This window comes from Pseudomonas sp. E6002, assembly GCF_013385565.1.
GTDB lineage: Bacteria > Pseudomonadota > Gammaproteobacteria > Pseudomonadales > Pseudomonadaceae > Aquipseudomonas.
Window position 1 is genome coordinate 51,557 of the sequence record NZ_JACAPT010000029.1, and the last position, 17,898, is coordinate 69,454.

Annotated in this window: 14 protein-coding genes; 6 read left to right on the forward strand and 8 right to left on the reverse strand. The window is 61.7% G+C overall.

The window, feature by feature from the left end; translation table 11 throughout:
• Positions 1-54 precede the first annotated feature (54 nt).
• Positions 55-2,169 carry a mechanosensitive ion channel family protein gene (locus tag HX815_RS23700; RefSeq protein WP_087692343.1) on the forward strand — a complete coding sequence of 705 codons (2,115 nt, stop codon included), beginning with the start codon at positions 55-57 and terminating at the stop codon, positions 2,167-2,169.
• Between the two features lie 131 nt (positions 2,170-2,300).
• Here the strand turns inward: HX815_RS23700 and HX815_RS23705 are convergent, their stop codons facing one another.
• Positions 2,301-6,581 (reverse strand): DEAD/DEAH box helicase, encoded by a 4,281-nt coding sequence (locus HX815_RS23705; protein WP_177028971.1) that lies wholly within the window; start codon positions 6,579-6,581, stop codon positions 2,301-2,303.
• 443 nt (positions 6,582-7,024) lie between these two features.
• On the opposite strand from HX815_RS23705, the gene HX815_RS23710 reads away from it, so the two are divergent.
• The 4 genes from HX815_RS23710 to HX815_RS23725 all read left to right on the forward strand — a co-directional run bounded on the left by HX815_RS23710 (position 7,025) and on the right by HX815_RS23725 (position 11,203).
• Positions 7,025-7,915, forward strand: coding sequence for a sugar nucleotide-binding protein (locus HX815_RS23710; protein WP_008436463.1), 891 nt, complete (start codon positions 7,025-7,027; stop codon positions 7,913-7,915).
• Positions 7,916-8,158: 243 nt separating this feature from the next.
• On the forward strand, positions 8,159-9,283 hold the full coding sequence (locus tag HX815_RS23715) for a PAS domain-containing hybrid sensor histidine kinase/response regulator (protein ID WP_177028972.1): 1,125 nt from the start codon (positions 8,159-8,161) through the stop codon (positions 9,281-9,283).
• Positions 9,284-9,373: 90 nt separating this feature from the next.
• A complete protein-coding gene (locus HX815_RS23720; protein WP_177028973.1) occupies positions 9,374-10,816 on the forward strand; it encodes an ATPase domain-containing protein in 1,443 nt (480 codons plus the stop codon).
• 24 nt (positions 10,817-10,840) lie between these two features.
• On the forward strand, positions 10,841-11,203 hold the full coding sequence (locus tag HX815_RS23725; protein ID WP_102605740.1) for a response regulator: 363 nt from the start codon (positions 10,841-10,843) through the stop codon (positions 11,201-11,203).
• Between the two features lie 98 nt (positions 11,204-11,301).
• On the opposite strand, the gene HX815_RS23730 is transcribed toward HX815_RS23725, so the two are convergent.
• The 5 genes from HX815_RS23730 to HX815_RS23750 all read right to left on the reverse strand — a co-directional run bounded on the left by HX815_RS23730 (position 11,302) and on the right by HX815_RS23750 (position 15,367).
• Positions 11,302-12,000: an OmpW family protein gene (locus tag HX815_RS23730; RefSeq protein WP_102369992.1), complete on the reverse strand. Its 699-nt coding sequence runs from the start codon at positions 11,998-12,000 to the stop codon at positions 11,302-11,304.
• 96 nt (positions 12,001-12,096) lie between these two features.
• Entirely contained in the window at positions 12,097-12,618 is a 522-nt protein-coding gene (locus HX815_RS23735) for a DUF3299 domain-containing protein (RefSeq protein WP_008436468.1), read from the reverse strand.
• 11 nt (positions 12,619-12,629) lie between these two features.
• On the reverse strand, positions 12,630-13,895 hold the full coding sequence (locus tag HX815_RS23740) for an ABC transporter permease (protein ID WP_003210004.1): 1,266 nt from the start codon (positions 13,893-13,895) through the stop codon (positions 12,630-12,632).
• A 1-nt stretch (position 13,896) separates the two neighbouring features.
• On the reverse strand, positions 13,897-14,607 hold the full coding sequence (locus HX815_RS23745) for an ABC transporter ATP-binding protein (RefSeq protein WP_008436477.1): 711 nt from the start codon (positions 14,605-14,607) through the stop codon (positions 13,897-13,899).
• Positions 14,608-14,755: 148 nt separating this feature from the next.
• Positions 14,756-15,367 (reverse strand): DUF2796 domain-containing protein, encoded by a 612-nt coding sequence (locus tag HX815_RS23750; protein WP_177028974.1) that lies wholly within the window; start codon positions 15,365-15,367, stop codon positions 14,756-14,758.
• A 135-nt stretch (positions 15,368-15,502) separates the two neighbouring features.
• On the opposite strand from HX815_RS23750, the gene HX815_RS23755 reads away from it, so the two are divergent.
• Complete coding sequence (locus tag HX815_RS23755; protein WP_003209997.1) at positions 15,503-15,850, forward strand: hypothetical protein; 348 nt, start codon at positions 15,503-15,505, stop codon at positions 15,848-15,850.
• 3 nt (positions 15,851-15,853) lie between these two features.
• Here HX815_RS23755 and trxA read toward each other — a convergent pair whose 3' ends face one another.
• Positions 15,854-16,726 (reverse strand): thioredoxin, encoded by an 873-nt coding sequence (gene trxA / locus HX815_RS23760; protein ID WP_003209995.1) that lies wholly within the window; start codon positions 16,724-16,726, stop codon positions 15,854-15,856.
• A 72-nt stretch (positions 16,727-16,798) separates the two neighbouring features.
• Positions 16,799-17,800, reverse strand: coding sequence for an Abi family protein (locus HX815_RS23765; protein WP_177028975.1), 1,002 nt, complete (start codon positions 17,798-17,800; stop codon positions 16,799-16,801).
• Positions 17,801-17,898: the final 98 nt, after the last annotated feature.

Here is a 17,898-nt window from a genome sequence, read left to right on the forward strand (position 1 = left end):
TCAGGCGTCAAACCCGTCAGTTCCTTACAGACCCTTCTGAAGGAGCCCGGTGTTTTGTTGAATTTAAAGACTGTGCTACTGCTCGGCACGCTGCTGTTCTGCGGCAGCGGCGCGCTGCAAGCGGCCACCGCCCCCGCGGCTCCAGCGCCTGCCGCCCCGGCCCAGCCGGAACTGTTGGTAGAAGGCGGCCTGCTCGGCGCCATCAGCTCCAGCATCGATGATGTGCAGGACAAACTCGACCTCAACCAGAACCTGGTCGACGCCTGGCGGCTGCGGGCCGACCGGGCGGCGGATGAGGTGGACAAGCTGGTCAACCAGCCGTCCGAACGTTCCTCGTGGAGCGTAGCCGGGGATTTCCTGTTGTTGTCCGGGGTGTGGATCGGCGCGTTCGCCGCGCTGACCCTGCTGGGGCGCTTTATCGTCAAGCGCCTGAGCCTGCAGCGGCATATCGCACCGCGCCAGCGCCTCCAGGCGTTGCTGGGTTACCTGATTCCCTACACGATACCGGCGCTTATCTGCCTGCCATTGACGCTCTACGTCAGCCACTTCCTGCCCACCTCGGTGGGCCGTGCGCTGGCGCTGTGTTTTGCCTACGCCACCAGCAGCGGCATTTTCTCCACCTCGATCCTGTTGTGCGTGATCGTCATGTTCAACGTCGGCCACAAGCGCCCTGCGGTGAAGATTATTCGGGACTACTGCCCCAAGCCGCTGTTCCTGATCGGCTTCCTTGCCGCCCTCAGCGATGCGCTGACCAGCCCACAGATCGCCCGCCAACTGGGGGGCAATATCACCGCCAGCGTCGCGATCTTCACCGGGCTGTTTGCCTCGGTGATTTTCGGCATGCTGGTGATTCGCCTGCGCCGTCCGGTGGCGCATTTGATCCGCAACCGGCCCCTGGCCCAGCGCCTGAAACACCCGGCGGTGCAGCAATCCCTGCGGGTGTTTTCCGGACTGTGGTATTGGCCGATTCTATTGATGGTGCTGGTGTCGGCGATCAACCTGATCGGCGCCGGCGACGACAGCCAGAAAGCCCTGCGCTGCGCACTGTTCACCACGATCCTGCTGATCGGCACGGTGTTTCTCAGCACCGTGTTGCAGCACCTGTTCCAGTCCCGCAGCACGGTGGCGGTGCAGCGCAGCAGTGCCTACAAGGAACGTTTCCTCAGCCTGCTGCACGCGCTGTTGCGCATCGTGATGGCCATCGCCTTTATCGAAATCCTCGGGCGTATCTGGGGCGTTTCGCTGTTTGAGTTTGCCCAGCGCAACTCCGTGGGCCGGGCCATCAGCGACTCCCTGAGCAGCATCGGTTTGATCCTGCTGGTGACCTGGCTGTTCTGGGTGGTGCTCGACACGGCGATTCAGGAAGCATTGAAACCCCCGGTCAACAAACGCTCCAGCCGCCAGCCCAGCACGCGGGTGAAAACCATCCTGCCACTGCTGCGCAACGCAGTGAAAATCATCCTGGTGGTGATCTGCGCGATCACCACCATGGCCAACCTGGGGATCAACGTCGCACCGCTGCTGGCGGGTGCCGGGGTGGTGGGCCTGGCCATTGGTTTTGGCTCCCAGCAACTGGTGCAGGATGTAATCACCGGGCTGTTCATCATCATCGAAGACACCCTGTCGATTGGCGATTGGGTGGTGCTCGACTCCGGCCACGCCGGTACCGTCGAGGGGCTGACCATCCGCACCCTGCGCCTGCGGGACGGCAAGGGGTTTGTGCATTCGGTGCCGTTCGGGCAGATCAAGGCCGTCACCAACCAGTCGCGGCAATTCGCCTATGCGTTCTTCTCGGTGCAGTTCACCTACGACACCGATGTCGACAAGGCCGTGGAGCTGATTCGCGAGGCGGGGCAGTCGATCCGCGACGACGTGTTCCTCAAGTACAACCTGCAAGGGCCGCTGGAGGTATTTGGCGTCGACAAGATGGACCTCAACGGCGTGGTGCTGACGGCGCAGTTCCGCACGGTGTCGGGTGGGCAATATGCGGTGAGCCGCGCGTTTAACCAGCGCTTGAAAAAGCTTGTGGATAACTGTGCCTTTGTTCACTTCGCGCAAACTTATCCACAGCAGGTGATGCTGCCGCAGCGGGTCGGGCAGCAGGTGGATGAGCCGGAGGAAGAAGTGCCTTCGTCGGTGGTGCTTACCGAGCAGCCTAGAACCCAATAGTTTTGTGTTGAGGCCGCCGGCCTCTTCGCGAGCAAGCCCGCTCCCACATTCGACCGCATTCCAAGGGCGGAACCGGATTGAAAGTGGGAGCGGGCTTGCTCGCGAAGGCGTCATTACGGGCGCTGCACAAGTCAGTGTCTGATCAGTTTTTCCCGCACCAACCCGGCCTCCTGCTGATCCAACTCCAGCAACACCTGCTGCTTGCCGGCAATCTCCACCGCCGCCGGCAATCCATCCCGGTACACCAACCGATTGCCGCTCAACGCCGGCACCTTGCTACCCGGCAGCAGCGTACCGACCAGGTTCAGCGGATCCGCCCCACACACGGCAATCAAGCTTCCATCGTGGGGCCGCCGCCGAACTTCCCGCAGCAGCGGAATCGCTTCCGGCAACGCAAACTGTTCCCCCGCCAAACCACTCACAAACCGCCCGCCACGAATCTCGCCCCGGGCCTCCAGCCGGTGGAACGTACGCAGCAATTCGCGCCAACTGGGCAGCCAGTCCGCCTCGCGCTCCAGCAGGCGCCAGAACACCACCCCGTAGCGGCGCAGCAAGGTCATCGCCACATGCTCCAGCGTCTCGGCCGAGTGAGCCCCCGGACGTGTGCCATCCGCCACCGGCGCCCGCCGTACCAGGGCCCAACGCCCGGCATCGTCCATCCCGCCGACAAACGCGCCACGCCCGCGCCGACTGCTGCGGGCCTGACGTTTGCTCGCCGGCGTGGTCAGGGCGCGCAGGCCGGCGAAGCTGTCGGCGTTCGCCAGCCCCGCGCCCACCAGTTCCTGCAACGCGGTTTCCAGTTCGCTGCGCAGCAGATGGGCTTCGTGGATCAATTCATCGAAAAACAGCGCGCCGTTTTCCCGCAGCGCCTGATGGACTTTCTGTGCCTTGGGCGACAGCTCGGTGCTGTCCGGCGCTTCGGTCAGTCCACTCCACAATGGCACCTGGCTGCGGGGCAACAGCACCACTGGCGTGCTGCGCAGGGCCGTCGCGCCGGCCTTGTTGCTCAGGCGCGTCCACACCACTTTGCCGCTGCGGCACAAATCGTCCAGCCAGTGGGGCGCGTAATCCTTGATTCGTGCGCTGAGCAAATCGCTGTCCCAGGCCGAAGTGGCTGCGGCGTACCCTTCCAACTGCGCGACGATCTGCGGCAACACTACGCTGCCCTGGCCGCGGGTACCGTTCGACAGGTGCTGCCAGTCGAACAGAAAACGCATGAAATCCTGCAACGCCACCGGCTCGATTTCCCGGCGCAGGCGCTTGACCGTGTAGCGGTGAATGCGCGCCAGCAGGTGACGTTCGCACCATTGTTCGGCGCTGGCGCCGGGGCTGAAACGGCCGCGCAGCACGTAGCCTTCGCTCTCCAGCCGCGCGAGTGCCTGTGATACGTCGGCCACCGGCAAGGCCAGGGGCGCGGCGATCTCGATCAGCGTCAATGGGCCGAAGCCGCTCAGGCGCGCCCGCAGCACTTCCACCAAGGCTTCATCGAAGGTCCAGGGCTCATCGAAACCGGGCAACAGCGGCAGCTCGTTCGGGTAGATCGCCGTCAAACAGCTCAAGCGCTCCAGAGCGACCCAAACGGCCTGGTCGGTACCGATCTGCAATCGGCTGGCGCGCCCACCGTCGGCCAGGGCTTGCAGCCATTCGGCCCATTGCGGCGCAACTTCCGATTCAGCGATGCACGCCAGGCTCATCAACGCTTCATGCATTTCATCCAGGCCATTAGGCGCAGGCCAGGCTTCCTCGCACACACCAGCAATCGCTTCGGCATCCAGCGCGCCAAGGTCATCGGTGCTTTGCGGGTCGCTCCAGCGCCGGTTGAGCACGGCCTGGGTGCGGCGCTCCTCCAGCGGAGCGTCGTCGAGAAAGGTGTAGGGGCGGGCGCTGAGAATCTCTGCTGCCAGTGGCGACGGCGCCGGCAGATCACGGCTGATCAGGCGGATTTCGCCGCGCTCCATGCGCCGCAACAGGGCCAGCCAGCCTTCGCTGTCCATGGCTTCGTGCAGGCAGTCGTCGAGGGTTTGCTCCACCAGCGGATGCTCGGGCACTTCGCGCTCGCCGGCGAGGTTTTCCAGGCAAGCGATCTGGTCGGGGAACACACTGGCGATCAGGTCTTCACTCTTCATGCGCTGGATCTGCGGCGCCACCTTGCGCCCACCGGTGTAGCGCGGCAATGCCAGGGCCACCCCGGCATTCCAGCGCCAGCGCACGCCGAACAGCGGTGCATCCAGTACCGCCTGGATCAGGATGTGCTCGGCCGTGTTGCTGTTCAGGTAGCGCCACACTTCGTCCAGCTCAAAGCTGTGACTGGTGGACAGCGACAACACGATCGCATCCTCGCTGGCGGCGGCTTGCAGTTCGAAGTTGAAGGTGCGGCAAAACCGCTTGCGCAGCGCCAGGCCCCAGGCGCGGTTGATGCGACTGCCGAACGGCGTGTGGATGATCAATTGGGTGCCGCCGGACTCGTCGAAAAACCGTTCCATGATCAACGTGTCCTGGGACGGCAGCGCGCTCAGCGCCAGCCGCGCCCGCGCCAGGTAATCCAGCAGTTGTTCGGCGCTGGCCAGGTTCAGGCCGAGGGTACCGGTGAGCCAATCGAGCGCCGGTTGCAGGTTACCCGGCGTGGCGCCCAGCAGCGCGTCCAGTTGCCCCTGAAAACGCGCCACGGCAAACGACAACTCGGCACTGCGCCCCGGTGCTTCGCCGAGCCAGAACGGAATGGTCGGCGGCTGGCCGTGGGCATCCTCGACCCGCACCTTGCCGGGCTCCACTCGCAGGATGCGGTAGGAGGTGTTGCCCAGCTGGAAGATATCGCCGGCGATGCTTTCCACCGCGAAGTCTTCGTTGACGCTGCCGATGTTCAGGCTTTGCGGCTCAAGCAGCACGCTGTAGTCGGCGTTGTCGGGGATGGTGCCGCCGCTGGTCACGGCGGTGAGCTTGGCGCCCCGCCGGCCACGCAGGGTGCGGGTGATGGCGTCGCGGTGCAGGTAGGCGCTGCGCAGGCCCTGGCGCCCGTTGTAGCCTTCGGCGAGCATTTGCAGCAGCGCCTGATAATGACGTTCATCCAGCTCGGCGTAGGGCGAGGCGCGGCGGATCAGCGTGAGCAGGGCCTGTTCCTGCCATTCCTGGCAGCTGACTTCGGCGATGATCTGCTGGGCCAGCACATCCAGCGGCGCAACCGGGATCAGCAAGGTGTCCAGCTCGCCCCGGCGCACGCAGTCGAGCAGGGCGGCGCATTCGATCAGGTCGTCGCGGGTGGTGGCGAACAACCGGCCCTTGGGCGTGCCGCCGACCTGATGCCCGGAGCGTCCGACCCGTTGCAGAAAACCGTTGATCGAGCCGGGCGAGCCGATCTGGCACATCAGGTCGACATCGCCGATATCAATCCCCAGTTCCAGCGACGCAGTGGCGATCAACACCTGCAGCTCACCGGCCTTGAGCCGTTGTTCGGCGTCCAGGCGCATTTCCTTCGCGAGGCTGCCGTGGTGGGCGGCGACGGCGGTTTTGCCCAGGCGCTCGCTCAAGTGCCGGGCCAGGCGTTCGGCCAGGCGCCGGGTGTTGACGAAAATCAGCGTGGTGCGGTGTTGCCTGGCCAGTTCGGCGAGGCGGTCGTAGACCAGCTCCCACACGTCGTTGGCCATGACGGCCGACAGCGGCACCGGCGGCACTTCGATATCCAGGTCCCGTGGGCGTGCGTGGCCGATATCGACGATCTCGCAAGGCCGGCCGGTGCCCACCAGAAAGCGCGACACCGCCTCGATGGGCTTTTGCGTGGCGGACAGGCCGATGCGGGTCAGCGGTTCGCTGCACAAACCCTGCAGGCGCTCCAGTGTCAGGGCCATGTGGCTGCCGCGCTTGCTGGCGGCGATGGCGTGGATCTCATCGACGATCACCGTGCGGGTGCTGGCAAGCATCTGCCGGCCCGAGTCCGAGCCGAGCAGCACGTAGAGCGATTCCGGGGTGGTGACCAGGATGTGCGGCGGGTGCTTGCGCATCAGGGCGCGGTCTTTCTGTGGGGTGTCGCCGGTACGCACGGCGGTGCGGATCGCCAGCGGTGGCAGGTCGAGGCGCTGCAAGTGCTCGGTGATGCCGGCCAGCGGGGTTTGCAGGTTGATCTGGATGTCGTTGGAAAGAGCCTTCAGGGGCGAGACGTAGACCACCAGCGTTTGGTCTGGCAGTTGGCCGCCATTGGCCAGGCCTTGGTGCACGAGATCGTCCAGCACCGCGAGAAAGGCAGTCAGGGTCTTGCCGGAGCCGGTGGGTGCGGCGATCAGTGTGGAACGGCGCTGGCGGATCAGCGGCCACGCCTGGGCCTGGGCGGCGGTCACCGACGGGAACGTGCTGCGGAACCAGGTGCTGACGGCGGGGTGGAAACCGTTCAAGACCGTGTCCGTTGATTCTGGAAGGTTCATCCCCAATTTATGCGGCCGGCCCCGGCAACTTGCAACCCCGGGATGCATTCCCTGTGGTGAGGGATCTTGCTGCGGTAAGGGAGCTTGTTGTGGCGAGGGAGCTTGCAGTGGCGAGGGAGCTTGCTCCCGCTGGAGTGCGCAGCGCTCCCGCTTTTTTGGGGCCGCTACGCAGCCCAGCGGGAGCAAGCTCCCTCGCCACAAGAAGCTCCCTGGCCACAGCAAGCTCCCTGACCACTGCAAGGCCCCTAGCCACTGCATGCTCCCTAGCCATAAAAAGGCTCTCTCTGCCTAAAGCCCCCCGGCCGCAATCGGCGGCGCACTTTATAAGTGACGGTTGCGCTACAAACCCGCAAAATGCAACGATTCTGGCAAATGCCAACGGCATGGCTCACAAGCCTGTCGATAATAACCATCGTTCCAAACAGACCGGGCCTGCTCAATCTATGCGAATGCGCCTTATGTTACTGGGCGGCGGGAATGCCCTCGGGCAGGCGCTGATTCGCCTCGGTGCGGAGGAAGACATCGGTTTCCTCGCCCCGCGCCCGCCCCAAGACGGCTGGGATGCCGCGAGCCTCACGCAACTGCTCGACGACACCCGTCCCGATGCCTTGATCAATCTCGCCTATTACTTCGACTGGTTTCAGGCGGAGACGGTCAGCGAGACACGCCTGGCCGCCCAGGAATATGCGATCGAGCGCCTGGCTGAACTGTGCCAGCACCACAGCATCACCCTGCTGCAACCGTCCAGCTACCGGGTGTTCGATGGCTCCCGCGCCACCGCCTACAGCGAAAAAGACGAACCCGTGCCCTTGGGCCTTCGAGGCCAGGCGTTGTGGCGCATCGAGCAGAGCGTACGCGCCACCTGCCCGCAGCACGTGCTGTTGCGTTTCGGCTGGCTGCTGGATGACAGCGTCGACGGCACCCTCGGGCGCTTCCTGGCCCGTGCCGAAAAACCTGACGAACTGCTGATGGCCGACGACCGCCGGGGCAACCCGACGCCGGTGGACGATGCCGCGCGGGTGATCATTTCGGTGCTTAAGCAACTGGATTGCGCCGCGCCGTTGTGGGGCACTTATCACTATGCCGGCCACGAAGCGACTACCCCGCTGGCGCTGGGGCAGGCGATCCTGACCGAAGCGCGCAACTTCCACCCGCTGGCCGTGGAAGCGCCGACCGCCCAGGCCCACGCCGCCCGTCCGGATGCAGCCGACGAGCCGCAACACGCGGTGCTGGCCTGCAAGAAAATCCTCCACACCTTCGGCATCAAGCCACGGGCATGGCGGGCCGGGCTGCCGGCGTTGCTCGACCGGTTCTATCGACACGGTCAAACATAAAAAAGGCGCCTGAAACAGGCGCCTTTTTTTGTGGCGGTGCGCGGACGGTTAAAAGTGATATGTGTTGGCAAGTCGGATGCGCCACGGCATACGAAAAATTTGAAACCTTTGGTGCGCCCGGTCATCCATGCCAATAGGGATTGATTGTGCTTACGGCTCGTTCAGCAAAAGCAAAAGTCTGCATTCAGAAGAAGACTTCGCCCATCCAGCCATGGGCAGCCTAAAAGAGGAGCCCCACCCATCATGGCAACACATTCTCCGGTGAATGGTTCGCCGCCGCCTCACGATGATGTGTATGAGGAAGCGCACGACCTGCAGTTCGCTTTGAGTGCCGCCGGGCTTGGTATATGGCGCCTGGATTTGACGACGGGCGAGCTGAAGACCTCGGCCACTTGCCGCCTCAACTTCGGACTCGAACCACAGATACCGTTCAGTTATGAACACATGCAGCGCCTGGTGCACTCCGAAGACAGAGGCCGAGTGGCTGACGCATGGGATCGCTCGATCGCTCGACGCTGCGCCTACGACGTTTACTATCGGATCGTCACGCCCCACGGTGAAACTCGCTGGCTGCACGTGTGTGCCAGAGCCCGTTACGCCGATGACGGTCAGCCCGTCGCGATGACGGGAACCGTTCAGGATGCGACCCAGGAGCAGTTACTGCAGTCGCAGAAGATGGAAGCGCTGGGGCGGATAACGGGCCGCGTGGCTCATGACTTTAACAACCTGCTGACGGTGATCCGTTCTTCAGCAGATCTTTTGACGCGTCCGTCAGTATCGGAAGAGCGGCGGCTGCGCCTGGTGCAAGCCATTTCCGAGGCGGTAAAGCGTGGTTCTCACCTCACCAGCCAATTGCTGTCCTTCGCTCGCAGGCAAACCCTCCATCCCGCACCGCTGGACGTCAATTCAAGCACGTTGGCCATGGCCGATACCATCGCTTTGCGGGTTGGCACAGGCATCAACGTACGCATTGAGTCCACAGCAGCACCCTGCGTTGTTCACGTTGACCCAGAACAGTTTGAAACCGCCATTCTCAATATGCTCATGAATGCCCGAGACGCCATGCCTGATCACGGTGAGGTGGTCATCCGTGTTGAGTCGATGGACCTTATCCCTGCGTCCAATGGTCATGCCCTTATGAACGGAAGTTACGTTGCCGTCTCCATCACAGACAATGGTTCGGGTATCGCACCGCTCAACCTCGACAGGATCTTTGAACCGTTTTTCTCCACCAAAGGCAACGGCCAGGGAACCGGGTTGGGGCTCAGCCAGGTATTTGGTTTTGCCAAGCAGTCGGGGGGAGAGATCAGGGTAGAGAGTCGTCCTGGTCAGGGAAGTACGTTCACGCTTTATTTGCCCCGCGCTTGAACGGGCTGAGTGGATAGCCCGATTGCACAAATGGAGTTAGCATCGTAAACCTTCGGCTCAAGAGCCTGTTGTTCACATCAGGGTTGCATTGTGGAAAAGCTAAATCGCCTTCAAAGCGGAATAGAAGGGCTGGATGCTCTGCTCAAGGGTGGGCTAGTCGCAGGTGCCTCCTACATTATCCAGGGGCGCCCGGGATCCGGTAAAACCATCCTCGCCAATCAGCTGGGGTTTAACCATGCGCGCAATGGGGGCCGTGTACTGGTCGCCACGTTGCTGGCCGAATCCCACGACCGTTTATTTCAGTTCCTCTCGACCCTGAACTTCTTTGATGTTTCCCGGGTGGGGGCTGAAATTCAGTTCGTCAGTGCGTTTGACACCCTTGAGAACGACGGTCTCGATGAGGTGGTCAAGCTGCTTCGGCGTGAGATCAGTCGCCAGAAGGCCACCGTGTTAGTGGTCGATGGCTTGCTCAATGCACGCTCCAAGGCTGACTCGCCCATCGACACCAAGAAATTCATTTCCGAGCTGCAAGGGCACGCTGCGTTCGCCGGTTGTACGGTGCTGTTTCTCACCAGTTCCCGGTTGGACGACGGCAGTCCCGAGCACACCATGGTTGATGGTGTGATCGAGATGGGTGAAGAGCTTCACGGCAGCCGTTCAGTGCGCCGTATTCAACTGCGCAAGACTCGCGGCAGTGGTGCACTGACCGGATTGCACGAGTGTGAAATCACCGACGATGGCCTGGTAGTTTATCCGCGTCTGGAAAGCCTCTACAGCCATCCGTCTTTACCTGACAGTGCCGATCTGACGCGTATCACCAGCGGCATCGGTTCGCTGGACGCCATCATCGGCGGTGGCCTGCACAGTTCCTCCGTTACCCTCGTCATGGGGCCTTCCGGCGTCGGGAAAACCACGTTGGGGCTCAGGTTTCTCGCAGAGTCGACAGTGGAAGCGCCGGGCCTGCATTTCGGTTTTTATGAAAGCCCGCAGCGGTTACGTCTCAAAGGCCAATCGCTGGGGATTGATATCAAGGGTATGGAAGAAAGTGGTGCGCTGAATATTGCCTGGCAACCCACGACAGAAGGCCTGATCGACGGTCTCGGCGCACGGCTGCTGAAAATGGTTGAGGAAAAGGGCATCAAGCGCCTGTTCATCGACAGCTTGAGCGGCATGACCCGAGTGTCGACGAACCCGGCACGTATCACTGATTTCTACAGCGCCCTGATGAGCGAGCTTCGTGCCCGTGGCGTAACGGTGTTTGCCTCATGGGAGATGCGTGACGTTTTTGGTTCGGAGGTCAGCTCTCCAACCCCGGACCTCTCCAGTATTGTCGATAACCTGCTGCTGATGCGTTTCTTCGAGATTCAATCTGAACTAAGAAGAATGCTTTCGATTCTTAAGGTACGAGATAGCTTCTACGATCCTTCGCTTCTTGAAGTGGTAATCCATGAAAACGGCGTTGACCTGAAGAAGGCATCAAGAAATGCATTGGCTGTCCCTAATGATTCTTCGCTGCCGGGCTCAACGTCCTAAGTCTCTGATTCGGGTTGAATTGACATGACCACCATCCTGGTCGTCGACGACGAGTATTTGATCGCTGACATTCTCGGCTATGCGCTGGAGGATGAGGGGTACATGGTCGTAAAAGCGAGCAATGGCCAGAAAGCACTCGAGGTCCTGGAGCGCGAGCGGCCAGCGTTGATCATCACCGACTTCATGATGCCGGTCATGGATGGCCAGGAGTTTGCCGAAGCGGTTCGTGCTCTGCCGGCAGTCAAACACTTGCCCATCATTCTGATCAGCGGAGCCCAGGCACATATTGGTATGGAGCGGTCGGACTTGTTCAATGCGGTGTTGAAAAAGCCGTTCAACATTGACTTGGTCATCGCTGAAGTGCACCAGCTCCTGGCTGACGCCTGATTCGCAGCACACGGGCGTGTGCCTGGCCTCTGATTGGCGCTTGCCTCCAGGGGAAGCCTCACAAAAAAGGCCCTGTACTACAGGGCCTTGGGTAGAACCTAGAACTTGTAGCCAATACCGACCATGTACACCATCGGGTCAACATCCACATTGACCTTGGCCCGAGTGCCCTGGCCCAGGGCGTTGTTATCCACGGTGGCCTTGGTGCTGATGTCGATGTAGCGCGCCTGGGCGTTGATCATCCACTTGTCGTTGATCATGTAGTCCGCACCGATCTGCGCGGCCCAACCCCAGGAGTTTTCCGCCTTGAAGTTGCTGAAGCCGGCCTGCTCGGCGCGGCTGCCGACGTGCTCGTCGTAGATCCAGGTGTAGTTGATACCGGCGCCGATGTACGGTTGGAATACCGACTTGCTGTCCAGCGGGTAGTACACGACGCTCAGGGTCGGTGGCAGGTGTTTCAGCGTACCGAGCTTGCCGTTGGCAGCGCCCAGGGCGGTGTTCTTGATCTTCACATCGTGCTCGAACGGTGTGGCCGCCAGCAATTCGATACCCCAGTGGCTGGTGAACATGTAGGCGAAGTTCAAGCCCAGCTGGGTGTCGCTGCTCATGGTCGCCTTGCCGCCCAGGTTGGTCCCGGCCAGCGGGCCCTGGTCAACCTTGACACTGCTGCTGTCCGCTTTCGGGTTGACGGTGATGGCACCGGCGCGAATCAGGATGTCACCCGCTTCGTGAGCGTGGGCAACAGGGGCGACGAGGGCGAGCGCGACAAGCGACGCGCCGAGCAGGGACTTGTTCATGGGAGCTCCAAAGGACGTTATTAATTGCTTGTGTCCAATGGTAAAGATCGTAACGTTCGAGCTTTTGACTCAGCTCAATGAAAGCGCAATCACGGGTTATTCCTGCAACTCGTACACATAGATCTTGTCGGCATCCATCTGGTAGCCGGCGTCGGCCAGTTCACTGCTGGACGGTTTGACCTGCATCTGGCCTTCGATCCAGTACGGTTGATACAACTCGTCGAGCTTCACGCCGACTTCGCTTTTCACATGCACGATCTGGTTCGACGGCGGTGGCGGTACATGGATGCACGCGCCGAAATACGGCACCAGCAGGAACTCCGTGGTGCGACCTTCTTCGCTGACTTCCAGCGGCACGATATAACCCGGCAGGCGGATGTGCTTACCGTCCAGGCTCTGTACGACCGGCGCGTTGGGCAGGTCCTGCTTGGCGGCCGGCGCTGACTCCACCGACAACGCATCGGCCATGCCCGACAAGTCGTGCAGCGGTTTCATGTTGGGGATTTCCGGCGGCGCGTCCGGCGGGATCATCTCCTGCCACGACAGGTCCTTGGGCTGGTCTTCAGCCCACACGGGCAGGGCCACCAGCAGTAACAGTGCGAGCACGACGCGACGCATCAACAGCTTCCTCATAAACGTATCGACAGGCCGTCGGCCAACGATTGCCGGTAGGCGCGCCAGGCCGGCACGCTGCCCATCAGCAGGGCTGCGACGAGAATACCGCCCAACAAAGTCCATTCATATTCGCTCGGCAACGACAGCGGCAGGTCCAGGCCGTAGTTGGCCTGCAAATACCCGCGCGACGCGGCGATGCACACATACAGCAGCCCGACGCCGGCGATCACGCCCGACAATGCCAGGGCAAAGGCTTCGAAGATCAGCAAGGTCGCAATATGCCAGGGCCGCGCGCCCACTGAACGCAGGATTGCCATTTCCCGGCGGCGCTCGTTGAGGCTGGTGAGGATCGCGGTGAGCATGCCGATCAAGCCGGTCAGCACCACGAACAGCGAGATCACGAACAGCGCTTTTTCAGCCGTGCCCATCATGCTCCACAGCTCTTGCAGCGCCACGCCCGGCAGGATCGCCAGCATCGGCTCGCCACGGAACTCGTTGATCTCCCGTTGCAGGGCGAAGGTGGAAATCTTGTTGTTCAAACCGAGCATGAACGCGGTGATGGCTTGTGGCGTCAGGTCCATGTTGCGGGCCTGATCGGCGCTGATCCGACCTTTGCCCTGGGCCGGTACGCCGTTGTGCCAGTCGATGTGAATCGCTTCCATGCCGCCGAGGCTGATATGCAGTGTGCGGTCCACCGGAGTGCCGGTGCGCTTGAGAATGCCGACCACGGTGAACGGCTTGTCATCGTGCTTGACCAGGCTGACCACCGCCACGCCGTGGGCCAGCACCAGCTTGTCGCCGAGCTTGTAATGCAGCGCGTCGGCCACTTCGGCGCCGAGCACCACTTCGAATGGATCGGTGGCGAAGGCGCGACCGCTGGCCAGTTCCAGGTTCTGCCGGCGGCCGTATTGATAGTGTTCGAAATAGGATTCGTTGGTGCCCATCACGCGGTAGCCACGGTGGGAGTCGCCGAGGGAAATCGGGATCGCCCATTTTACCTGCGGGTTGGCCGCGAAGTGTTCGTAGCTGTCCCAGCGAATGTTGTTGGTGGCGTTGCCGATGCGGAACACTGAATACAGCAGCAAATTCACCGAGCCGGAGCGCGCGCCGACGATCAGGTCGGTACCGCTGATGGTGCTGGCGAAGCTGGCGCGGGCTTCGGTGCGTACCCGTTCCACCGCCAGCAACAGGCACACCGACAGGGCGATGGCGAAGGCGGTGAGGATCGCGGTAAAGCGGCGGTTAGCCAGGCTGGCCATGGCTAGTCGAAACAAATACATCTCAAACCTCTGCGGGCGTGGCGGCGCGATTGAGTTCGGCCAGCGACAGGTTGCGGTCGAACAGCGGCGCCAGGCTCTGGTCATGGCTGACGAACAACAGGCTGGCGCCTGCTTCGCGGCATTCGGCGAACAGCAACTGAATGAAGGCTTCCCGGGCGTCGTAGTCCAGGGCCGAGGTCGGCTCGTCGGCGATCACCAGCTCCGGCTGGCCGATCAGCGCACGGGCAGCGGCCACCCGTTGTTGTTGGCCGATGGACAGGGAGTCGGCGCGGCGCTCCAGCAGGCTCTTGTCCTTCAGGCCCAGGTGGGCGAGCAAGGTCGCGGCAGCCTGGTCGACGCTGCCGTGACGCTGGATTGCCCGCTGTGCCCGTAACGTTGAAAAGTGGCAGGGCAATTCGACGTTCTCGCGCACCGAGAGAAACGGCAGCAGGTTGAACTGCTGGAAGATGTAGCCGGTGTGGTCGACCCGGAAACGGTCGCGGGCGCCGGCCGAGAGTTCCGTCAGTTCCTGGCCCAGCAGGCGAATACTGCCGCGGCTGGGCTTTTGCACACCGCCCAACAGGCCGAGCAGGGTGGTCTTGCCACTGCCGCTGGGGCCCTTGAGGAACAGGGTTTCCCCCGGCTCCAGGCGGAACGTGGGGATGTCCAGCAACTGTGGGTGACCGGGCCAATTGAAGCCCAGGTCAGACAGTTCGATAAGTGCTTGGGTCATAGGGAGGTCAGTGGTCTGGCTCGATTTGGATGATGACACCGATCAACTGTAGGAGCTGGCTTGCCTGCGATGGCATCACCGCGGTGTTTCTGGAGCACCGCGGCGTCTGCATCGCAGGCAAGCCAGCTCCTACAGTGTGGTGTTTACATCAGAATTTCAGGGTGGCTGCTGTGGCCGTCGCTTCCACACCCTGCTGGCCGCTCGGGCCAATGAGTTGTACCTGAATTTTCTGGGTGGCGGGGAAGGTCTTGAACACCTGGGTCAGGTCAAGGTTGCTCAGCGCGGTCGGCGTGGCGCAAGTGAACTGGTAGTGAGCGTGGATTTCGCTGTGGTCGTGGTGATGTTCGTGGGCGGCGGCGCCTTTGCCATCGGTGGCGTGGTCGTCATCGTCTTCATCGTGGTCGGCTTCAGGCTTGTCGCCGAACAGCGGGCTGTTCAGTTCCTGGGTGCTGATCACGCAACCGGCGGCCTTGGGCAGGCTGAACAGCACCAAAGGTTGTTCAAGTTGTTTGCGGGCAGCGGCGACCTTGGCTTTATCGGCAGGGGTGGTGGCGAGATGTTCGAAGCCCACCAGGTTCATCGCCGGGCTGTCCAGTTCCAGCTCCAGGGCCTGGCCGTCGAGCACCGCATTGAGGCGACCCACGCCGTGTTCGTGGGCACCGAGGCTGCCGTGCTCGTGATCATGGTCGTGCTCGTCGGCAGCCTGGGCGATGGCCAGTGGCAACAGGGCAAACGGCAAAGCGAGCAGCATACGGCGCATGGTGGAGCTCCCGGACAAAGATGAAAGTTTTGTTATGTGATCTTATAACAATTTTGCGAGGAGTTTGACCGCCTGCTTGGCGTAGCGCAAGACGCGTGGGAGCATGCTCGTCAGAAAAGTGCGGGAGTAAGTGCGATGTTGAGAATTCGTGGAACCGTCGGTGACCTGCCGGTGGACTTGACCCTGGAGCTGGATGACGGCGACTGGGCCCGGCTGGGCGCGCAGTTGCAGGCCAGCAAAACCCCGAGTGCGGAACCGGTAGTGACGCCGGCGGCGGGTAACCTGGACGAGAGCCTGTGGCAGGCCGCCCAGGATTTGCTGCGCAAGGCCGGGCAACTCAACGGCCTGGAATTGCTTGATCAGCTGGAAGGCCTGGCCGGCAGCGCCTCGGCGGGCAAGCGCCTGCTGGTGCGCCTGCGCCATAGCGCCAAGGTCAAGGTAGCCAGCGGCGGGGATACGCCGCTGTACAGTTGGATCGAGTAACGATCAGTAAAGCGCGGCGAACAGCTTGCGGCGGTATACGGTGACCAGCGGGTGATCGTTGCCGAGCAGTTCGAACACCTGCAACAGCGTCTTGTGGGGCAGGCCTTCGCTGTAGCTGCGGTTGCGGATGAACAGCTTGAGCAAGCCATCCAGCGCGGCGTCGTATTGCTGGCGCGCCAGTTGTTGCACGGCCAGTTGGTACACCGCCTCGTCATCCTGCGGGTTTTGCGCCAGGCGGGCTTTCAGGTCTGCGGCGTCCGGCAGGTCGGCGGCCTGGCGCAGGAAAGTGATCTGCGCCTTGGCGCCGGCCAGTGCGGCCTTGTGATCATCGCTCTTGACCGCGTCGAGCACGGTTTGCGCTTCGCCCAGTTCACCGCGCTCGGCCAGGCAGCGTGCGTACAGGATCAGCGCGGCGGCGTTGGTGTTGTCTTCGCCAAGCAGGGTGACCAGCACGGCCTCGGCGTCGGTGATACGGCCTTCGGCAAACAGCGCCTGGGCCTGCTCCAGTGGATCGGCAGCCGCCGGTGGTGGCATCTGCACATGGGGCTCCAGCATCGCGCGCACGGCGGATTCAGGCTGCGCACCGGCAAACCCATCCACTGGCTGGCCATCCTTGAACAGCACCACGGTCGGCAGGCTGCGAATGCCAAAGCGCGAGACCACGTCCGGCTCGGCATCGCAATCGACCTTGGCCAACAGCAACTCACCCTGATAACTCTCGGCAATCTGCGCGAGCATCGGCATCAACGCCTTGCACGGCGCGCACCACTCGGCCCAGAAATCCACCAGCACGGGTTTTTCGAAGGAGTTCTGGATCACCGCCTGATCGAAGGTGGCGGTGGTGGCATCGAAGATGTACGGCGTGGGCTCACTCATGGGGAATCTCGAAGAAAGCAGGAATGGGGCAACTATAAAGACTGGAGGAGGCGACCGGAAGCTATGCCGCGATTAAGCGCGTACAGGATGCCAGAAAGGGTCTTGGTACCAGTCTTGAGGAAAACCCATCGCTTTGAGGCTGACATCGGGAAAGTCTTCAGTCAGTTGATGCAGGCGCCGGTCCCAATGAGCGTGTGGACACACTTTATGCATTAGGTGATTAAGGATGCAGAGTGCTGCGAACATACGGGCATGAGTGCCCGGATGAACAAAGTGCCTGGGCCATGGGAAGTTGGCTTTTTTGGGCAGTTCTGGGCGAATGCCCAATTCTCGATTCCACATTCGCGCATGGTGTGCGCAGATGTTACGAATAGTGGTCAGGGTGTGCAGCCAGGACTGCATCAAAGGGGCGGGGAGTTCCAGGCGTCTGGCGATAGCCTTCTTGTCTGAATCCCTGGCCAAGCCTTTGTAGAGATGGGACAGGTCGCCGAGTGTGAGTTCTTCCAGCATTGCCCAGCCGGGCATGAGTGGTGGTTGGTCGTAGGTGGTGGGGTAGTGTCGGGCGTAACTCTCTTTTGCTCTCTGGCGTTTGAGATGGGCTTTGCGACCGCTTTCGGCTTGCAACCGATCTATTCGCAGGCATTCGCGCTCATAGTCTCGGATAGCGGCACATTGCTTGGACTGCAATGTTGCGAGTAGGCGTTGGTGGTCAAATGCCTGTTGAAACATTCCGATATCGGTATACCAATGGCTGCCATAGTTGGGCCCCATATGGTTACTGATCATCGAGCGGGTCGCTATTTCCACGCGTTCAATGGCATCCATGCTCAACAATCGAAGCCTGCGGTCAAAGTCGTAGAGTCGAGTTAACTGACGAAAACCTGTGCCATCGCGAAATCGATGATCGACATCCCCCGATTGCTGAAAAGGGCGCATGTAGGGGCTCAATCGGAAAAAACTGACGGACTGCAAGAAACACTGCGCACGAGCTTCATCTTGAATGAGCAAGCCACGTTGTTTGAGCAGTTCTATCTGGGAGGGGACATCAATGGCAGGTTTGTCGAACGTTCTCATGCCCAAAAAACGCCAGGCATAAAAAACCCGCACAATTTGTGCTTAGTCACTTGCGCGACCAGAGGCATGGCGGGTGTATTGCGGCAAAGATTAGGCAG